The sequence below is a fragment of the Mesobacillus boroniphilus genome (assembly GCF_018424685.1).
GTDB lineage: Bacteria > Bacillota > Bacilli > Bacillales > Cytobacillaceae > Mesobacillus > Mesobacillus boroniphilus_A.
Map to the genome: position 1 here is coordinate 1368848 of NZ_QTKX01000001.1, position 19068 is coordinate 1387915.

Below are 19068 nucleotides of genomic sequence, written 5' to 3' on the forward strand. Positions count from 1 at the left end.
CCGCCTGTTGACGGGTCTTTTTCCGATTACTGCTCGTTATGTGCTTCATCCTTGATTTCAGCCCTAAAGGCATCAATACTTTCTCTGCGGCGCTCATTTTTAGCCTTGATTCTTTGTTGGTCTTCAGGACTAGAATTGACCATTGCAGCTTCAGCATCTTCCATGTTCTCAATCGTATGATGGATCATGGACTGCAGCTTTTCAACATTATCGCTTCGATCATCCGGCTTTGGTGTATTATTTGCCATGGTAATGTACCTCCTTCTAAAAAGTACATCATTAGTATGCGACTTCTTATATTGATTATTAGCGGAAAACAGTGGGATAACTTTTGTTTGTAAAATAAATGCCCGCCAATAAATTGGCAGGCGTATCATTCGCTATTCACCTTTAGTTTGCATTACCTGGGCATGTTCACCCGACTTATCGTTCATTTTCTTTCCTTTATTGCCACTGAAACCACGTGGCTGGGTTCCAAGGTGGCTTGGAACATAATGCTTGCTGTCCCTTTTAGGATTGCTCATGTATATCCCTCCTCTAAAATAAGTTTTTCCTAAAGAAGAGGTATTCATAAATGGTAATGTATGATATTTACTCAGCTTTACCCAAGTGTTTTTGCTCTAATTTAGCCTCGATTTTCTCGAGTGCGTCACGGTCATTTAGAAGTTGGCGTTTATTTTCCATAACTAGCTCTTGAAAAGAACGCTTTCTAGGTTTTCTCATCGTGTTCACCATCCTTTATCATCATTGTAACAGTTATTATGTCCGGAAACGGTTGCAATTATTACAACTTTTTGAAAATTTAATCGTATTTTATTCATACCCGATTATTTCGTGTATCTCTCATGCAATATTTACCATAGAAAAACACCAGCAGCTAGTACTGGTGTTACTTCGTAAGTTCCTGCATTTGTTCGTATGTCATGGAACCAATATGCTTTTTTAGGATCAATCCCTGCTCATCAATAATAAATGTGGTAGGAATTGAAATGATTGAGTATGTTTGCTGTGTGGCTCCATCTTGATCAAGTAAGATCGGGAAGGTTATTTCATTATCCTTCACAAACGCCTTTACCTTGTTTTGAGGATCCAGATTGACTGCGAGAATTTCAACATCCTTTGACTTTTCTTTATAAAATTTCTCCATCGCCGGCATTTCCTCTTTGCAAGGCGGACACCAAGTAGCCCAAAAATTCAGCATTACCTTCTTACCTCTGTAATCTTTCAAGCTCACATCTTCACCAGCAAGGTTTTTCAGTGTAAAATTCGGAGCTACCATCCCAGCTCCAATTCCAATTGTTGATTTTGATGCTTCAATTGCTTTCGGTTCCTCGATTTTATAAAGATGCTGGAATAGAGCAAACAAAACTAAGCCAGCAAGAATTCCAGCTGCAATCGCTTTTTTGACCACAGGATAACCCCCTTTGGTTTATTTACAAGTAGGATATCCCAAGTATACAAAGATAATGAAAGTGGAAAAGTGAGAAAATTTGAGGATTATGTGAATTTTAATTGATATTCTCTGCATGGTTCGACTTTTCGATTGATCCTCAAGGCAGTTTAAGCAACCAAAAATGCCAGGGAGTGCATCCCCGGCATTTAACAATGATTATTTATCAAACAAACGCGGAAGTTCTTCGCTGTAGTTTCCTCGCATGATTCCTTTTTCAGTAATGATCGCGGTAATTAAGTGGTTTGGTGTAACATCAAAGGCGGGATTGAAAACCTTAACGCCTTCAGGTGCTGTCGATTTCCCGAATCCAGCAGTGATTTCCTCAGCTGCCCGTTCTTCAATTGGTATTTCATCACCTGTTTTTGTTTCAAGATCAATTGTCGATAGTGGCGCAGCGACATAGAAAGGGATGTTATGTGCTTTTGCAAGTAAAGCAACACCATATGTTCCAATTTTATTGGCTACGTCTCCATTGGCTGCTACACGGTCACAGCCTACGATTACTGCCTGTACCTTTCCCTGTTGCATGACCATGGCCGCCATACTGTCAGTAATGAGGGTGACATCGATTCCAGCCTGCATTAATTCCCAGGCTGTCAGGCGTGCACCTTGCAGCAATGGTCGAGTCTCATCAGCAAATACCTTGATATCCATTCCACGCTCTTTAGCCAAATAGATAGGCGCAAGCGCTGTTCCGTATTTTGCTGTAGCTATTCCACCTGCGTTGCAATGAGTCAACACAGTCATCCCATCTTTAAATAAACTCAATGCATTTTCGCCGATGGAACTGCAGACATTTTCATCCTCCTGCCGAATCAAATGGGCTTCTTCTTCCAATAGCTTTTTGATATCCTTTACCGGCTTTCCACTTTCAACCTTAGCTCGAGTATCCATCCTTTTGAGTGCCCAGAAAAGATTGACTGCAGTCGGCCTTGATGTAGCTAGGTAATCCGCTTGCTTTTTGAAATACTCATAAAATGTCTCGAAATCCTTCTCTGGTGCACCATTAATACCTAGCACCAGACCGTAAGCAGCGGCAATGCCAATCGCCGGAGCTCCCCTTACTTTAAGCTGTTTGATAGCATCCCATACATCATCTATATTGGTGATTTCCAGGAATTCTGTAACTTGGGGAAGTTTTGTTTGATCTAATATATAGAGCTTTTCACCTTCATACTTTACGGATTGCAAAAATATTTCTTCCATACTAGTCCTCCTTCTGGCATTTGAGACAATTCTGAAACTAAATTTCATTTTATCAATTATCTTGTTTACAGCAAATAAAAATCCACCTAATAAAAAAAATATCTAATTTTTAATTTTCTAAATTATCAATCAATATGTTATGTTATAAACAGGCAATTGAGTTGATTAGAAATATTTAGATAAGACTGGGGGCTGATTATGAAAATTCTAGTAATTGGCGGAAGCCGTTTTCTTGGAAAGGCATTTGTCGAGGAAGCGCAAAAAAAGGGCCATGAAATCACGGTATTCAATCGAGGGAATAATAATGAAGTGCTGCGTAATGTAGAGGTATTGATTGGCGATAGGAATGGAAATCTTGAACAGCTAAAAAACCGTAAGTGGGATGCCGTTCTGGATACTTCAGGCCTAATCCCTAATTCTGTCCGGAACTTAACATCAATTCTTAAAATGCAAACAGATTTCTATGCTTTTGTATCAAGTATTTCTGTTTACAAAGACTGGATTCCAAAAGGGATCGAAGAGGATTATCCGGTTCAAACAATGCCCGTTGAAGAAGCAGATGAACTCACAAAGGACCCAAATGGCGACTTATTACAATATTATGGAAAATTCAAAACATTGTCAGAACAAGAAGCCGAAAGGAACATGCCAGGAAAAGTGTTAAACATTCGCGCCGGACAGCTGGTTGGTGGAAATGACTATACTGACAGGCTGCCGTATTGGGTTAATCGTATTTCTGAAGGAGGCCAGGTGCTTGCGCCCGGAAATCCTCAAACCTCGTACATACAATTAATAGATGTGAAGGACTTGTCAGAATGGATTTTAAAAATGATGGAGGAAAAAAATGCCGGCACTTATAACGTGACTGGAAAACCAATGCCGTTGCTGGATCTTTTCACTAATATCAGAGAATTTACAGGCAGTGATGCTGAATTTAACTGGGCAGGTGAACAATTACTTCTTGAAAATAACGTTTTACCCTGGACAGAAATGCCTCTTTGGATTCCAGAAGAAACACCGTTAGGGCCCAACCATCAAGAACCATGGAAAGGAGCCTTCCATATTAATATAGACAAAGCCCTTCAATCCGGTCTTACCTTTCGACCGATCGAAGAAACCATCCGTGAGGTACACGAATGGATACAATCATTGGATAGAACTAATTATGATTGGAAAGCGGGAATAGACCGAGACCGTGAAAATATTCTTCTTGATGCTTTAGCTGCACATGAATTGAAAAACACTTAAAAAACAGCGCCCTAAACGCTGTTTTTTACTGTTTTCCGGTAGTATAGTACGGCGGCACTCTCAACCAGCCTTTTTCTTGCATAAGTGCTTTGAAAGTTAAAGAAAAAGTAATTTTCATCATATGGTATTTTGCGAATAAGTAACCTACATCCGACCTGACAGATTCTGTGATACCTCTAGTCGCCGATGTGATTCCCACGACCAAATTGTAAGAAATCAAATTCGCTATTTCCTCATCGTTCAAACCAGCGCCTTCGGGTAAATCCTTGTATTCCCCTATGACTTTTTCCGCACCGACATCAGGTAATGGTATTCCTTCGTCCTTGAAAAACTGGGTTAATTCATTGATCATTGGCCTGTGAACGTTTTCAATGATATCTGCGATTTTTTCTTTGAGCTCAGGATCCTTCACTAAATTGTAGGCGTTTTGATCGTACCTAAGAGTTTGTTCCGTCCCATGAAGATAAAACCAAAGATTCATGACTTCTCCGACGTGCAAAGGCTTTTTTTCACCGTCCATAAAAGGTCCGAAAGCATCTTTCATTACTTCAAAAAAGTTCATAGCAAGGCCATCTTCCTTTCAACTACTTAATTTGAAGTTATTATTGGAAGATTAAAGCCTTGTTATTCATAACTGCTTTCGTCGAGGCCGAGTCGTTCCTTGATCATTTCAATAAAATTTCTTGCCGGACTAGAGAGATGATGATCCTTAAGCCAGATTAATCCAACAGACGATATTAGCGTGGAATCAGTGATTTTTCTGGCAAATAGATTCTCCTGCCCATATGATTTAAAAACGGATTTAGGGACAATGGTTGAACCTATACCGGATGATACCAGCTGCATAAGCACATTCATATCTGAACATTCACAAATGACCTGAAGCGGAAGCTGCGCTTTTGTAAACGACTCGTGGATAATATTATAGCTCCCAAGTCCCTCTGTTGAAGGAAGGATTAACGGGTAACTGCTAATCTCTTCAATTGATATATTATTTTCATCATTATTCCTACAAACAAAAACGAATGGCTCATTGTACAAATGAAGGTAATTTAGATTATGGCTGGCCAATGGCAGCCTGACCAGTCCTAGTTCAATTGCGCGAGTTTTTACGAGTTCAGCTAAATAGGCTGAATCATTTTGCACGACCCGCAAATAGACAAGCGGGTAGTATGAGTGAAACGCTTCAAGCCAATCAGGAAACTCAGGAACAGATAGAGTATTGATTCCGACAGATAAATTTCCCTTCCTTCCTTCATCCGTTTCTTTAAGTTCATTTTTCACTTCCTCAAATGAGTGGATGATATTAAGTGCGTGTCTGTACAGCAGCTCTCCCTTATCAGTCAATTCGAACTTTTTCCCATACCGTTCTACCAGCATTACACCCAACTCTTCTTCCATTTGTTTTAACTGCAGGCTTAATGGCGGTTGTGACATGTGAAGCCTATGTGCTGCAGCCGTAATATTTTTCTCTTCGGCAATCGCAATGAAATATCGCATTTGTCTTAAATCCATGAATGGCTCCTCTATTTAAAAAAGATATGGTTTATATACAAATTATATATTTTTAATATACTAAAAGTCTATGGTACGATATTTTCATTCGTTTCAAAACGGAAAAATTTATCTGTAATAGAGAGAGGAGCAAAAAATGGATAAATTATTTCAACTAACAGCACACAATACAACGCTAGGGAGAGAGTTATCAGCTGGACTTATTTCCTATATAACGGTTGTGTATATTATCATTGTCAACGCAACAATCTTATCAGCAGCTGGGATTCCGCTTGAAGCAGGAATCATTGCAACCATTATTACAGTGTTCGCAGGATGTTTGCTCATGGGATTTTGGAGCAACACTCCGATTCTTGTGATTCCTGGGATGGGACTAAACGCGATGTTTACCTATACCATCGTTCAGTCAGGTGGGTTCACATGGCAGGAAGCACTCGCAATGGTATTTGTCTCAGGAGTCCTATTCATGTTATTAGCCTTCACCCGGCTCGCTAAAACAATCACCGCTTCCATTCCCGATTCATTAAAGGAAGCTATTACAGTCGGAATCGGAATTTTATTGATTTTGATTGGATTTGATAATAGCGGGATTATCACAAGCTCTGAGCACACTTTGCTTGCAATCGGGGATCTTAGCACCTCAACTGCACTCATAACATTGATCGGCTTGATCGTAACGGTCATTTTATTCATTAAAAATGTTCCTGGAAACCTATTGCTGAGCATTGTATTTACATCAGTTCTTTCCGTGCTGTTCGGAGACCTGAAGAGTGGAGAAGTTTCATTTAAAATGCCTTCATTTGGGGAATACACATCGGTGTTTGGGCAAATGTCATTTGCACAGGCTGGCAATTTTGTTTTCTGGCTGACAGCCTTCTCCTTGGCGATGGTCGTCATTTTTGAAAACATTGGATTGATTCACGGACATACAAAGATGCTCAAACAGCCTGAAAAATACAAAAAATCTCTTCAGGCAAATGCAATATCTGTAGCAACCGCGGGAATCTTTGGAACAAGTCCAACAGTTTCTTCTGTTGAAAGTGCAGCAGGTATAGCGGCTGGCGGCCGTACAGGACTAACAAGTATAGTGACCGGCGTCCTGTTTCTTGCATCCATTGTTTTGATACCTGTCATTAAATTAGTTCCAGAAAGTGCAGTTTCACCAGTATTAATATTAATTGGAGTTCTAATGCTTCAAAATATCACGCAAATCAAGCTTGACGATTTGTTGGAAAGCTTCCCTGCGCTTTTGATCATTGTGCTGATTCCTTTAACATACAGTATTGCAGATGGAATGGCGATTGGTTTCATTCTTTACCCTTTAATGAAACTATTAATGGGAAAAGGCCGGGAAATACAGCCAGCACTATATATGATCGCTCTGCTGTTCCTCGGTAACTTCGTATTGCAATATGCACTTTAGAAATAAAGAAAAAGCCTTGGCATCCAAGGCTTTTTTAATTTGCTTTTTTAAGAACAATCGATGATGCATGAGTATTAACATCTGGAATGAACTTAGCCGCTTCATGTAGCAAATGGATTTGTGCAGCCTGTGCCTGGTCAACTGTTCCCATACCGAACATTTTTAATGATTTTTCAAATTCAAGCATTGGTTCCTGGCCATTTACATAATAAAGACTTTCACCAGATTGAGGATAATATGATTCCAGCGGCTTTGTATTTGAGATGATATGGTACTGCGACTCCCCATTCTGTGAGTAACCAGCCAGTACTGCTTCAAATGACAAACCGTCCATCCTCTCCATCGAATTATTGAAGGATGACTGGATAGATTCAGCTATTTTTATGAGGCTGAGCCCTTGCTTCACAAGCGCTTCAGCTGCGGCAGCAGCCATCATGATATATTGCTCATCACCTGAGAAAGCAATGAAGGCTGTGTCCGGTATCAATTCTTTTATCATGACATCGTCATACATTTGATGATTACCCAAATCCGAAACCATAGATATAAAATCTTCTCTAGCTACTATCGATACAAGGCCCATACAGTTCACTCCTTATGTTCCATCTACCTTTAACATACCTTTTTGGCAGCAATTTTCAATAGGAGAAGTTGTCGATTCATTAGAAGTTTTATCAATTTATGCAAGATATGTGAATAATAAGGATTTCCCAAGGTAAAAAAAAATTATAAATCTAGATTTAATAGACATTTTACTCCATTTAAATAGCTTCAAAATAACAAGAAACCAATTACCAATATCTCTTTTTAGGCCCACCAAGTGAAAAACTTATGACAGGTTCATGGCCAGCTAGCGAAAAGTTGTCAAGAATAAACCGGTTTTCTGACAGGTTCAGGACCAGCTAGCGAAAAGCTGTCAAGAATAAACCGGTTTTCTGACAGGTTCAGGGCCAGCTAGCGAAATGCTGTCAAGAATAATCTGCTTTTCTGACAGGTTCAGGACCATCTAGCGAAAAGCTGTCAAGAATAAGCCGGTTTTCTGACAGGTTCAGGACCATCTAGCGAAAAGCTGTCAAGAATAAGCCGGTTTTCTGACAGGTTCAGGACCATCTAGCGAAAAGCTGTCAAGAATAAGCCGGTTTTCTGACAGGTTCAGGACCAGCTAGCGGAAAGCTGTCAAGAATAAAGCGGTTTTCTGACAGGTTCAGGACCATCTAGCGAAAAGCTGTCAAAATCAAGACCGTACTCTGATAGGTTTCATACCGAAATAAAGGCAATGCTATGGTGCAATGCAACATATCAAAAACCCCCAGGTCAGGATAACGACCAGGGGGTTTTGTTTATTTATGCTTTTAATTTATCACGAAGAACCATTTGCAGGATGCCGCCGTGACGGTAGTAGTCGATTTCTACTTCTGAGTCGAAACGTACAAGTGCTTCAAAAGTCTTCTTGTTGCCGTCTTCGTCAGTAGCTGTCACAGTGATGATGTCACGTGGACGGACATTTTCATCAATTTGGACATCGAATGATTCTCTTCCTGTCAGGCCAAGAGTTTCTGCGTTTTCACCAGCTTTGAATTGAAGCGGCAATACGCCCATCAATACAAGGTTTGAACGGTGGATACGCTCGAAGCTTTCAGCGATAACAGTCTTGATCCCTAATAGGTTAGTACCCTTTGCAGCCCAGTCACGTGATGATCCCATTCCGTAATCCTTGCCAGCAACAACCATTAGTCCTGTGCCCTGCTCTTTGTACTTCATGCAAGCATCAAAGATGGACATAACTTCACCTGTTGGCCAGTAAGTTGTGAAACCGCCTTCTGTGCCAGGAGCGATTTGGTTTTTGATACGGATGTTTGCGAATGTTCCGCGCATCATGACTTCATGGTTACCACGGCGTGAACCGTATGAGTTGAAGTCGCGAGGTTCTACACCCTTTTCACGCAGGTATTTTCCAGCTGGTGTATCTTTGCCGATCGCACCTGCAGGAGAAATATGGTCAGTTGTTACAGAGTCACCGAACTTGCCGACTACACGAAGGCTGTTCAATGGAGCCACTTCTCCAGCTTCTGGAGTCAAACCTTCGAAGAATGGAGGGTTTGCGATATAAGTTGAATCCTCATCGAACGTGTAAAGCGGATCGCTGTTTGTTTGGATCTCGTTCCACTTCTCGTTATCAGTGAATACAGTTTCGTACTCTCTGCGGAACAATTCTGGAGTTACTACTCGGTGAACAACTTCGTTCACTTCTGCAGTTGATGGCCAGATATCCTTGAAGAATACATCGTTTCCATCCTTGTCTTTTCCGATTGAATCATTCTGAAGATCGATGTCCACTGTTCCTGCTAGTGCATAAGCAACAACTAATGGCGGTGAAGCCAGGTAGTTTGCTTTTACAAGCGGGTGGATACGTCCTTCAAAGTTACGGTTACCAGAAAGGACAGATGTAACAAGCAGATCACTTTCAGCTACAGACTTTTCGATTTCCGGCTTCAATGGACCAGAGTTACCGATACATGTAGTACAGCCATAACCAACAAGGTTGAAACCAAGAGTTTCAAGGTAAGGCAGCAATTCTGAATCACGAAGGTATCCAGTAACAACCTTTGAACCAGGTGCTAAAGAAGTTTTTACGAACTTAGGAACTTCCATTCCAAGCTCAACTGCTTTTTTAGCAACTAGACCCGCACCTACTAGTACATATGGGTTAGAAGTATTAGTACAGCTAGTGATCGCTGCAATTGCGATGGCACCAGTCTTCATTGTTGTTTTGTCGCCATTAGCGAACTCAACAACAGCTTCTTTTTCGATTTCTTTCTTGTCTAAGCCGAATCCCTGGTTTCCTGCAGGAGAAGTCAATGCTTCCTGGAAAGACTTCTGCATTTCTGATAGTGGGATCAAGTCCTGTGGACGCTTAGGGCCTGACAGGTTAGCTTCGATTTCAGAAAGGTTGATTTCTACAACATCTGTATAAACTGGCTCTAATGCAGGATCAAAGAATAGTCCGTTCTCCTTGCAGTATGCCTCAACCACGTTAATGTGATCTTCGGAACGTCCAGTTAAACGCATGTAATCCAATGCTTCTCCGTCTACTGGGAAGAATCCGCAAGTAGCGCCGTATTCAGGTGCCATGTTGGCAACAGTCGCACGGTCAGCAAGTGGAAGTGTAACCACGCCAGGTCCGAAGAACTCGACGAATTTACCAACAACGCCTTTGCTGCGAAGAACCTGTGTCACTTTAAGTGCAAGGTCAGTTGCAGTGGCGCCATTCGGCATATCTCCTACCAATTTTACTCCTACTACTTCTGGTACTGGGAAGTATGAAGGCTGGCCAAGCATTCCAGCTTCAGCTTCGATACCGCCTACGCCCCATCCAAGAACGCCAATACCGTTGATCATAGTAGTATGTGAGTCAGTACCTACCAATGAATCTGGGAAAGTTTCAAATTCGCCATCTGCATTTTCTACAGCGTGGACAACGTTTGCAAGATACTCAAGGTTAACCTGGTGCACGATACCTGTTGCTGGTGGAACAGCACGGTAGTTATCGAATGCTTTTTGTGCCCAGCTTAAGAACTGGTAACGTTCAGCATTACGTTCGAATTCAAGCTCCATATTTACATTAAGTGCATCTGGAGTACCGTATTTATCAACCTGTACAGAGTGGTCGATTACTAGATCAACCGGCTTTTCTGGATTGATTTTTTGCGGATCTCCACCCATGTCGGCCATTGCTTTTCTTAGTGATGCAAGGTCAACGACTGCAGGTACACCAGTGAAGTCCTGAAGAATAACACGTGAAGGCTTGAAAGGCACATCCACTTCTTTCACTTCGCTAGTTCCCCATTTTGCTAAATTTTCAACATGCTCTTTTGTGATTACAAAGCCATCATGCTGGCGAAGTACGGATTCAAGCAAAACCTTCACTGAGTAAGGCAGTTTTGATACATTGCCGATTCCAGCCTTTTCTAATGCTGCCAGGCTATAGTAATGATAGCGTTTCCCGTCAATTTCAAATGAACTGCGGGCGTTAAAAACATCTTGGTTTGACATATGTTTACCCCCTTCTTCTACGTAAACATCATAAACTAATTATAGGTAATTGTCGAAAAGTTTGAATCTTTTATCCCATCCTAACTTTTCTCACAATTCCATATTAATATAACCTTGTGTATAAGTAAATAACAAGAAAGTTATTGTGATTGATAAGTTTTTCTTATGAAATTTATTATAAATATGATTAAAACAATCTTAATGCGATTTTATCATAGGGAAATTTCTCTTCGCCATTAACTGAATATGAAGCAATACTATTTCACAAAAATGAAAAAGCTGGATTGTCTGATGGATTACGGGAAAAAATATGGCAGATGGAGGTGAATCTTGTGGTAAAAAGGAAAGCAAATCATGTCATTCCCGGAGCAAATGCTGCCAAAGCGCAAGGAAATGGCGCAGGCTATAATGAGGAAATGGCAAATGAACCATTAACTGAAATGGAAAAGCAAAATAACAAGAAACGAAAGAAAAATCAATAGTCAAAAAAAGCGGAAGGCATTCCTTCCGCTTTTAATATCCTATTCCATATTCACTTCTGTCACGATACTTCTAAGATCCTGCTGGAATCTTTCAAGCTGTGCCCGTTGATGTTCAGAAGCGTTTTCCAAAGCGTTTTCTATCTGCTGGAATGCCTCATTCACTTCATTTTTCAGATGTTTTAACTGGTGCCCATAGCTTGCACTGTCCCGGACTATTTCTGAATATAGACCTTGGGCATCCTCGAACCCTTGCTGCGCTGCCTGGAAGGCTTGTTGTTTATCTTTATGATAAGGCATGTGTAATTCCTCCTGATGTATTAAATCTATACCGTTAAATTGCTCAGTTATATGTAATTTATTCAGTATAAATTCAGGAGAAAATCTAATCCTAAAATCAGGAGGGATGAGCAATGAACAAAAATGATTCCAAGGATATGCGCAAGAATGCTCCTAAAGGTGATCAAGACAGCCAGCCTGCTCCATTAAGCGGCTCTAAAAAAGTCAAAAACCGCAACCATACACGCCAAAAACATAATTCAAATCACGACATGTAGGCAAATAAGGGCTGCCGGTCAATCGGCAGCCCTCATTGCTAAATTTTTTTCAACGCTTCCAGAAGATGTTTTACTTCCTCAGCATCAACCGTGCGTAAATCAATTTGAACCTCTTCCTTATGTATCCTGACGATGATCGCTGGATAAAACTCCGTCCTTAGCTTTCTGGCAATATATTCAGCCCGCATTGTCGGATGGCTAATTGTGACTAAATAAGTTGGCAGCTCAACATCCGGCATCGTCCCTCCGCCTACCTGGCTTGTTCCTTCAGAAACAGCTGCTTTCAGCTGTCCTTCGAAAGAATGAATGGACTGGACAAAACTTTCAGCCCTGGATTTCAGTTCCCCAGGTGGTACAAGCAAGCATCTTAGAGTCGGGATATTCTGCATCCCCTTTACTCCTCTAAGATAGTCCATTAAAGTTCCCTCCAATGCTGCAAGGGTCATCTTATCCACGCGTACGACACGTGCCAGTTGGTGTTTCTTCAACTGATCGATCAGCTCTTTTTTGCCTGCGATAATTCCGGCCTGCGGTCCGCCAAGCAATTTGTCTCCACTGAATGATACGATGTCTGCTCCCATTTTCAGCACTTCACTGACAACTGGCTCATCCCCGATTCCGTGGCTCTTGAAATCATAAAGCACACCACTGCCCAAATCCTCGTAAAAAATCACATGCTCGTGCTTGCTGGATAGCTCTGCCAACTCATCGGTCTCAACTGTCTTGGAAAAACCAAATATTTTGAAATTACTCGTATGAACTTTAAGGATCATCGAAGTCTGATCGGTGATGACATTGTCATAGTCATGTAAATGCGTCTTATTGGTTGTGCCCACTTCAACTAATCGGGCTCCGCTCTCTTCCATAATGGAAGAAATCCGAAAAGAACCCCCAATCTCCACTAGCTGGCCCCGTGAAACAACTACCTCTTTCTCCTTTGCCAGCGCACTAAGGATGATAAAAACCGCTGCCGCATTATTGTTTACTACCATTGCTGCTTCTGCGCCCGTAATTTTTTTAATAAGGGACTCCACATGACTGTGACGCGACCCACGCTCACCTTCGTCAATCTTATACTCCAAGTTTGAATAATTCATCGCAGTATCCATCACATGCTTCATCGCATTTTCACTTAACCTGGCCCTGCCAAGATTCGTATGTAAAATGGTGCCCGTAGCATTGATGACTCTTTTCAGGGTATAATCCAACCGTTCTGCTGCAAATGAATCCACCAATGCGAATATCTGTTCAACGAAAGACTCTGTGCCTGGCTCAGGACCGCTCCAGTTCTCGTTTACCATATCTGTTCTTATATCATTCAGCACATCTTTAATGATCTCAGTTAAATAGTCGGTTTCAATTCCATACTTATTGGCTAAATCCAAAAAACTGTTATCTTTCTGCAATTCATGGACTGCAGGAAGCTGCCTTAACAAATGTTTCAACGTCTATCTCCCCCACAACGGTTGTGCATTCATTAATTATATCATTATTGCCCAAGTAAAAGTTTTTTCAAAACGGTGAACTTGAATGGTATGAAAAAAGCCCGGCTATTTGCCAGGGCATTAATTCATCGCTTCCATTTGTTTTATCATTTCGTCTGAAACAGGAAAAACACCTGTATCCAATTTCGAATAGATTGTCTGGCCATTTATTGTTACTTCAAAAGCTCCTTTGGAAGCTGGAATCAGCTCCATCTTCTCAATCTGACTTCGGAAATGTGTGAACAGTTCTTCCGCGAAACTCGCGGCTTTTGGTGCGTAATTTCATTGCATACAAAATTTGATCTCTACTTGAAATTTTTCCATCGTAATACCCCCTCTAAAGATTTTATATGTTCTTCTATATGTATTTACTGTCATTTTAGTGTAAAGTCTATCTCGGTGCAAATAATAATATCTTAAGGATGATTTTAAAAACAAGAAAGAGTATACTTTCTTTTGAGGTGATAAGGTTGAGTGAGCATGAAAAAATCCGTTTGACGTCATTATCGACAAAAGCTGGCTGAGGATGCAAAATCAGTCCTGAGGACTTGACGCAAGTTTTGCGTCTACTGCCAGAACAGGAACCGGTTCCTGAATTGCTCGTCGGACATGAAACATCCGATGATGCAGGTGTATATAAACTATCAGATACTATTGCCCTGATCCAAACAATTGATTATTTTACCCCAATTGTTGATGATCCTTATATGTTCGGCCAGATTGCTGCCGCCAATGCACTTAGCGATGTGTACGCTATGGGAGGAGAGCCTAAAACTGTCCTGAATATTGTAGGGTATCCTGTTAAAAAGCTCGGCCCAGAAATTCTTGCGGAAATTTTAAGAGGTGCCAGCGACAAAGTAAAGGAAGCTGGTGCAGTGACGGTTGGCGGTCATTCCATCGATGACCAGGAACCAAAATTCGGTTTGTCAGTAACCGGCCTGGCCCACCCTGACGCCATCTGGAAGAATGTCGGTGCAAAACCAGGTGATCTGCTGGTACTTTCAAAACCAATCGGGGTCGGCATCATGACAACAGGTATCAAACGCAGTGCAGTTACTGCAGAGCAAGAGCGAGAAGTAACCGAAACCATGGCTTTACTGAACAAGTCTGCGGCAGATGCGCTGAAAGATTTTACACCGCACGCGGTAACGGACGTGACAGGGTTCGGACTGCTTGGGCATGGTAGTGAAATTGCCCGTGGGAGCAATGTCAGCTTTGAAATTTCACTGTCCTCCGTACCTGTCCTAGACGGTACATATGAATTGGCTGCACAAGGTGTCGTACCTGGAGGATCAAAATCCAACCATAAGTGGCTGGAGAATGATGTTGTGTATGAAGACATTTCTGCAGAAGAGCAGTTAGTACTTTGTGATGCGATAACTTCTGGAGGACTTCTCGTTTCCCTTCCTGAAAGTGAAGCTGGGCAGTACGTGGAAGCCTTGAAGAACAAAGGGCTTCTTCATGCGGCTATTGTTGGGAAAGTTACAGAGAAGAAAGATAAAATAATCTATGTAAAAAGGTGAAATCAATGAGATTTCACCTTTTCCTTTTATCTATAGCTTTGTTTTTAATTTTTCCAGCATGTCAGCAGTCATACTTGAGAGATCATACTTCGCATTGAATCCCCATTCTTCAGCTGCAGCTGATGCATCAATGGAATTCGGCCAGCTATTGGCAATTGACTGTCGTACAGCGTCGACATTATAGGAAATTTCAAAGCCAGGAATATGCTTCTTGATTTCCGCTGTAAGTTCTTCTGGATCAAAGCTCATTGCCGTAACGTTAAAAGCATTTCTGTGGATCAACTTGGAAGGATCAGCTTCCATCAGGTCAATGATTGCTCCAAGTGCATCTGGCATATACATCATGTCCATGTAAGTGCCTTTATCAATATATGAACTGTATTTCCCATTCTTGATTGCTTCATAGTATATTTCAACCGCATAATCAGTTGTACCGCCACCTGGAGGGGTCACATATGAAATCAATCCTGGGAATCTTACTCCCCTTGTGTCTACCCCGAAACGGTGGAAATAGTAATCAGCAAGCAATTCTCCAGCAACTTTGTTTACACCATACATTGTAGTCGGGCGCTGGATGGTGTCCTGAGGAGTATTGTCCTTAGGCGTATTTGGCCCGAATGCGCCAATGGAGCTTGGTGTAAAAAATTGCAAATTGAGTTCTCTGGCTGTTTCAAGAGCGTTCATCAGGCCGCCCATGTTAAGGTTCCAGGCGAATACTGGTTTCGTTTCAGCAGTGGCAGATAGCAATGCTGCCATATGCATGATGGTATCGACATTATATTTTTTTGCCAGTTCGGTCATTTTGTTTGCGTCCATGACATCAAGGATCTCAAATGGACCGTTCGCAGCAGCTTCTGAATCAGTTTTCCTGATATCCGTCGCAATTACATTATCCTGTCCATAAATTTCACGTAGTTTAACAGTTAATTCAGAACCAATCTGGCCAAGTGCGCCAGTTATCAAGATTTTCTTCATTTATGTATTCCTCCCGGTTACTCTGAAAAAGGAAGCCAGCCTGTCAAACAAACCGGCATATCCAATTTAAATAATCTCTAATTCCTTGCCTACTTTTTCGTAAATAGAAATGGCCTTGTCAAGCATATCTTTCGTATGTGCCGCCGAAGGCATATTCCTTACACGGCCAGTTCCGCGGGGTACTGTAGGGAATACGATTGATTTAGCGTACACTCCCTCTTCGTACAGCCTTTTGCTAAACTGCTGTGTCTTGACTTCATCACCAATGATACAAGGAGTGATAGGTGTCTCAGAATGACCAATGTCGAAACCTAGCTTTTGCAGTCCGTCCTTCAGATAGTTTGCATTCTCCCATAGACGCTCGTTCAATTCTGTGCTGTCCATCAAGATTTCGATAGCTTTAATGCTGGCAGCAACGTCAGCCGGAGTAAGTGAAGTTGAGAAAAGGAACGGGCGGCTTCTTACTTTCAGCCAATCAATCAGGTTTTGTTTACCCGCCACATATCCTCCGACGACCCCAATAGCCTTTGATAGAGTTCCAATTTGGAAATCGACTTTATCTGAAAGACCGAAATGCTTAACAGTTCCAGCACCTTCACCAAGAACTCCTGAACCGTGTGCATCATCCACATATGTAATCAGGTCAAATTCTTCTGCAATTTCAACAATTTCCGGAAGCTTTGCGATGTCTCCGTCCATAGAGAAAACGCCGTCGGTGATAACCATGATTTTATTGTACTGGCCGGACTCCTTCGCTTCTTTTGCTTTTGCACGAAGGTCTTCCATATCTGAGTGGTTGAAGCGGATGATTTTTGCTCTAGACAAACGGCAACCATCAATGATTGAAGCATGGTTCAATTCATCAGAAAGAATGGCATCATTTTTATCCATGACAGCTGAGATGGCAGCCATATTGCACATGAATCCGGATTGATATGCAATCGCAGCTTCTGTCTTTTTGAATTTTGCCAGTATTTCCTCAAGTTCAATATGAAGTTTGAGAGTACCGTTGATTGTCCGTACTGCGCCTGCTCCCACTCCAAATTTGTCAATAGCTTCATCTGCAGTCTTTTTCAATCGCTCATCAGTAGCAAGTCCAAGGTAATTATTAGAGGAGAGGTTGATCATTTCTTTCCCATTGATGGTTATGACTGGTCCATTAGGGCTTTCCAGCGGGTCGATCACATTATATAAACCCTTCCCCTTTAAATCCTCCAGGTTTTCATTTAAAAATTGATCCAATGTTTTACTAGACATCGTAAATCCCCTTTCTGCCGTCACATTTGGCATGTCATTATAATGGATACATCTGTCTTTTTGGAGAGGACAATTATTTTACCTCTTTTTCCACGTTTATTGTGCGTTCACAAAATATACTTTATCATATTTATTTTATTTGTACATCTATGAAGGACAGAAAACGCTTTCTTTTTTATCTATTTAGTTTCCCCTATTTTTTGTCAAAATGCATGATATTTTATGAAAGGCCACTTTTGCATTGAAGGTAGCATCCTGGCAAACCTCAGGCATAAGGTTTAAAAGGAAGTTCTCCCAAGAAACAATTTAACGCCAAGACTATAAAGAAGGTTTGAAAGTATTTATTAGGGTATAGAAAAGGGAGCCAGTCTGCAGGCAAGCAGTTTGGCGGGGGCAGTGAAATTTTGAGTTTTACATAATAAATCACTTCCTCCTTATTTCATATAGAAATAGATACTGAATATGGAGGCTACTTATATGAAACACCCTTTGAATGTTACTTCTGAAATTGGCGAGTTGAAATCTGTGGTTCTGCACCGGCCAGGAAAGGAAGTCGAAAACCTGACACCCAAATACCTGGAACGGCTCCTTTTTGATGATATCCCTTATTTACCTGCAGTCCAAAGAGAACACGATTATTTTGCGGATGTATTAAGAAACCGCGGAGTAGAGGTTCTCTATTTGGAAAAATTAATGGAAGAAGCATTAAAAACAGATGAATTACACCATCAGTTCATAGATCAAGTATTGAATGAAAGCAAAAGCAACTTGAATGGCTCGAGGCAAACGGTTGAAGAGTATCTTCATTCTCTTTCAACTGATGAAATGATTCGAAAAGTTATGTCTGGAGTTCTTAAATCAGAAATCGAGCAAGAGAAAAAAGTTCATTTACACGAGCTGCTCGATGATTACTACCCTTTCTTTCTGGATCCAATGCCAAACCTTTATTTTACAAGGGACCCGGCAGCTGTAATTGGAAATGGTGTCTCTCTTAACAAGATGTGTGAAGGTGCAAGAACAAGAGAATCATTGTTCATGGACTTTATCATTAAACACCATCCGCGGTTCTCCACTCATGATATTCCACACTGGTATGACCGTGATGAATATTATCCATTAGAAGGTGGAGACGAGTTGGTCCTTAGTCCTGAGGTAATTGCGATTGGGGTTAGTGCAAGAACGTCTGCTCAGGCAATAGAAAAAATGGCGAAACGAATCTTTTCAAGAAACAACACTATAAAAAAGGTAGTAGCTGTTGAAATCCCTAAACTAAGAGCCTATATGCATCTCGATACCGTTTTTACCATGGTGGACCACGAGAAATTCACAATCCATCATGGAATTGAAGGACCAAATGGAAATATGAAAATCTATATTCTCGAAAAAGGTACGGACCCTGACAAGCTTAAAATATCCGAGCGCTCAAATCTGACAGAAACACTAAAGGAAGTCCTTGGACTACAGGAGCTTGTATTGATTCCTTGCGGAGGTGGGCATGAAATAGCAGCTGCCCGCGAGCAATGGAACGACGGCTCCAATACACTTGCTATTGCCCCAGGTGTAGTCGTTACTTATGACCGCAACTATGTTTCGAATGACCTGCTGCGCAAGAATGGTGTGGAAGTTATTGAGATTGCTAGTTCGGAGCTATCAAGAGGACGCGGCGGCCCGCGTTGCATGAGCATGCCAATTTACCGAAAAGATATAATATGAAGATTAAAAAAGCAGTCCTCAAAAAACTGAGGACTGCTTTTAAGTTTACTTTAATAAGGAATATACCTTCTTGCACTTAGGTTAGTGTCTAGCTCCAGCGCCTAGCCCCTCGAGTCGCTTCGGTCCGCCCAATGAAGTCAAAGAACGACTTCACCGGTCAGCCCTCCAGCGCTTGTCGGGGC

The 19068-nt window shown here is 41.4% G+C and carries 19 protein-coding genes and 1 pseudogene; 6 read left to right on the forward strand and 14 right to left on the reverse strand.

The window, feature by feature from the left end:
* Window positions 1-26 precede the first annotated feature (26 nt).
* From tlp to mtnA, 5 genes are all read right to left on the reverse strand, one after another.
* Complete coding sequence (gene tlp / locus DYI25_RS06935; RefSeq protein ID WP_213367680.1) at window positions 27-248, reverse strand: small acid-soluble spore protein Tlp; 222 nt, start codon at window positions 246-248, stop codon at window positions 27-29.
* Between the two features lie 132 nt (window positions 249-380).
* Window positions 381-524 carry an acid-soluble spore protein N gene (locus DYI25_RS06940; protein ID WP_192472351.1) on the reverse strand — a complete coding sequence of 48 codons (144 nt, stop codon included), beginning with the start codon at window positions 522-524 and terminating at the stop codon, window positions 381-383.
* 67 nt (window positions 525-591) lie between these two features.
* Window positions 592-723 (reverse strand): FbpB family small basic protein, encoded by a 132-nt coding sequence (locus tag DYI25_RS06945; protein ID WP_144480839.1) that lies wholly within the window; start codon window positions 721-723, stop codon window positions 592-594.
* Window positions 724-889: 166 nt separating this feature from the next.
* Window positions 890-1411 carry a peroxiredoxin family protein gene (locus DYI25_RS06950; RefSeq protein WP_213367681.1) on the reverse strand — a complete coding sequence of 174 codons (522 nt, stop codon included), beginning with the start codon at window positions 1409-1411 and terminating at the stop codon, window positions 890-892.
* 198 nt (window positions 1412-1609) lie between these two features.
* Window positions 1610-2659: an S-methyl-5-thioribose-1-phosphate isomerase gene (gene mtnA / locus DYI25_RS06955; RefSeq protein WP_213367682.1), complete on the reverse strand. Its 1050-nt coding sequence runs from the start codon at window positions 2657-2659 to the stop codon at window positions 1610-1612.
* A gap of 198 nt (window positions 2660-2857) precedes the next feature.
* Between mtnA and DYI25_RS06960 the strand changes: the two genes are divergently transcribed.
* Window positions 2858-3907, forward strand: coding sequence for an NAD-dependent epimerase/dehydratase family protein (locus DYI25_RS06960; protein ID WP_213367683.1), 1050 nt, complete (start codon window positions 2858-2860; stop codon window positions 3905-3907).
* Between the two features lie 25 nt (window positions 3908-3932).
* Here the strand turns inward: DYI25_RS06960 and DYI25_RS06965 are convergent, their stop codons facing one another.
* Entirely contained in the window at window positions 3933-4469 is a 537-nt protein-coding gene (locus tag DYI25_RS06965) for a DUF3231 family protein (RefSeq protein WP_213367684.1), read from the reverse strand.
* Window positions 4470-4531: 62 nt separating this feature from the next.
* The gene (locus DYI25_RS06970) at window positions 4532-5422 is read right to left on the reverse strand and encodes a LysR family transcriptional regulator (RefSeq protein ID WP_213367685.1); all 891 of its coding nucleotides are present in this window, start codon (window positions 5420-5422) and stop codon (window positions 4532-4534) included.
* Window positions 5423-5558: 136 nt separating this feature from the next.
* Here DYI25_RS06970 and DYI25_RS06975 point away from each other — a divergent pair, with 136 nt between their 5' ends.
* Window positions 5559-6845, forward strand: a complete 1287-nt coding sequence (locus DYI25_RS06975) for an NCS2 family permease (protein WP_213367686.1) — start codon at window positions 5559-5561, stop codon at window positions 6843-6845.
* A gap of 34 nt (window positions 6846-6879) precedes the next feature.
* Here the strand turns inward: DYI25_RS06975 and DYI25_RS06980 are convergent, their stop codons facing one another.
* Window positions 6880-7428 (reverse strand): hypothetical protein, encoded by a 549-nt coding sequence (locus DYI25_RS06980; protein ID WP_213367687.1) that lies wholly within the window; start codon window positions 7426-7428, stop codon window positions 6880-6882.
* Window positions 7429-8189: 761 nt separating this feature from the next.
* Complete coding sequence (acnA, locus tag DYI25_RS06985; RefSeq protein ID WP_213367688.1) at window positions 8190-10898, reverse strand: aconitate hydratase AcnA; 2709 nt, start codon at window positions 10896-10898, stop codon at window positions 8190-8192.
* 332 nt (window positions 10899-11230) lie between these two features.
* On the opposite strand from acnA, the gene sspO reads away from it, so the two are divergent.
* Complete coding sequence (gene sspO, locus DYI25_RS06990; protein WP_102262881.1) at window positions 11231-11380, forward strand: small acid-soluble spore protein O; 150 nt, start codon at window positions 11231-11233, stop codon at window positions 11378-11380.
* Window positions 11381-11419: 39 nt separating this feature from the next.
* Here the strand turns inward: sspO and DYI25_RS06995 are convergent, their stop codons facing one another.
* Window positions 11420-11677, reverse strand: coding sequence for a hypothetical protein (locus tag DYI25_RS06995; protein WP_041964970.1), 258 nt, complete (start codon window positions 11675-11677; stop codon window positions 11420-11422).
* A gap of 113 nt (window positions 11678-11790) precedes the next feature.
* On the opposite strand from DYI25_RS06995, the gene DYI25_RS07000 reads away from it, so the two are divergent.
* Complete coding sequence (locus tag DYI25_RS07000; protein WP_213367689.1) at window positions 11791-11934, forward strand: small acid-soluble spore protein P; 144 nt, start codon at window positions 11791-11793, stop codon at window positions 11932-11934.
* Window positions 11935-11972: 38 nt separating this feature from the next.
* Here the strand turns inward: DYI25_RS07000 and selA are convergent, their stop codons facing one another.
* Window positions 11973-13379, reverse strand: coding sequence for an L-seryl-tRNA(Sec) selenium transferase (gene selA / locus DYI25_RS07005; protein WP_213367690.1), 1407 nt, complete (start codon window positions 13377-13379; stop codon window positions 11973-11975).
* A 120-nt stretch (window positions 13380-13499) separates the two neighbouring features.
* Window positions 13500-13688 (reverse strand): annotated as a pseudogene (locus DYI25_RS22720) (Rdx family protein); the annotation flags it as partial.
* Between the two features lie 152 nt (window positions 13689-13840).
* Between DYI25_RS22720 and selD the strand changes: the two are divergent.
* On the forward strand, window positions 13841-14941 hold the full coding sequence (gene selD / locus DYI25_RS07015) for a selenide, water dikinase SelD (protein WP_213367691.1): 1101 nt from the start codon (window positions 13841-13843) through the stop codon (window positions 14939-14941).
* A gap of 30 nt (window positions 14942-14971) precedes the next feature.
* On the opposite strand, the gene DYI25_RS07020 is transcribed toward selD, so the two are convergent.
* Together DYI25_RS07020 and DYI25_RS07025 are read right to left on the reverse strand one after the other, a co-directional pair.
* Complete coding sequence (locus tag DYI25_RS07020; RefSeq protein WP_213367692.1) at window positions 14972-15916, reverse strand: L-threonine 3-dehydrogenase; 945 nt, start codon at window positions 15914-15916, stop codon at window positions 14972-14974.
* A 66-nt stretch (window positions 15917-15982) separates the two neighbouring features.
* Window positions 15983-17173 carry a glycine C-acetyltransferase gene (locus DYI25_RS07025; protein WP_213367693.1) on the reverse strand — a complete coding sequence of 397 codons (1191 nt, stop codon included), beginning with the start codon at window positions 17171-17173 and terminating at the stop codon, window positions 15983-15985.
* Between the two features lie 477 nt (window positions 17174-17650).
* Between DYI25_RS07025 and arcA the strand changes: the two genes are divergently transcribed.
* Window positions 17651-18886 (forward strand): arginine deiminase, encoded by a 1236-nt coding sequence (arcA, locus tag DYI25_RS07030; RefSeq protein WP_213367694.1) that lies wholly within the window; start codon window positions 17651-17653, stop codon window positions 18884-18886.
* The last annotated feature ends 182 nt before the right edge of the window (window positions 18887-19068 follow it).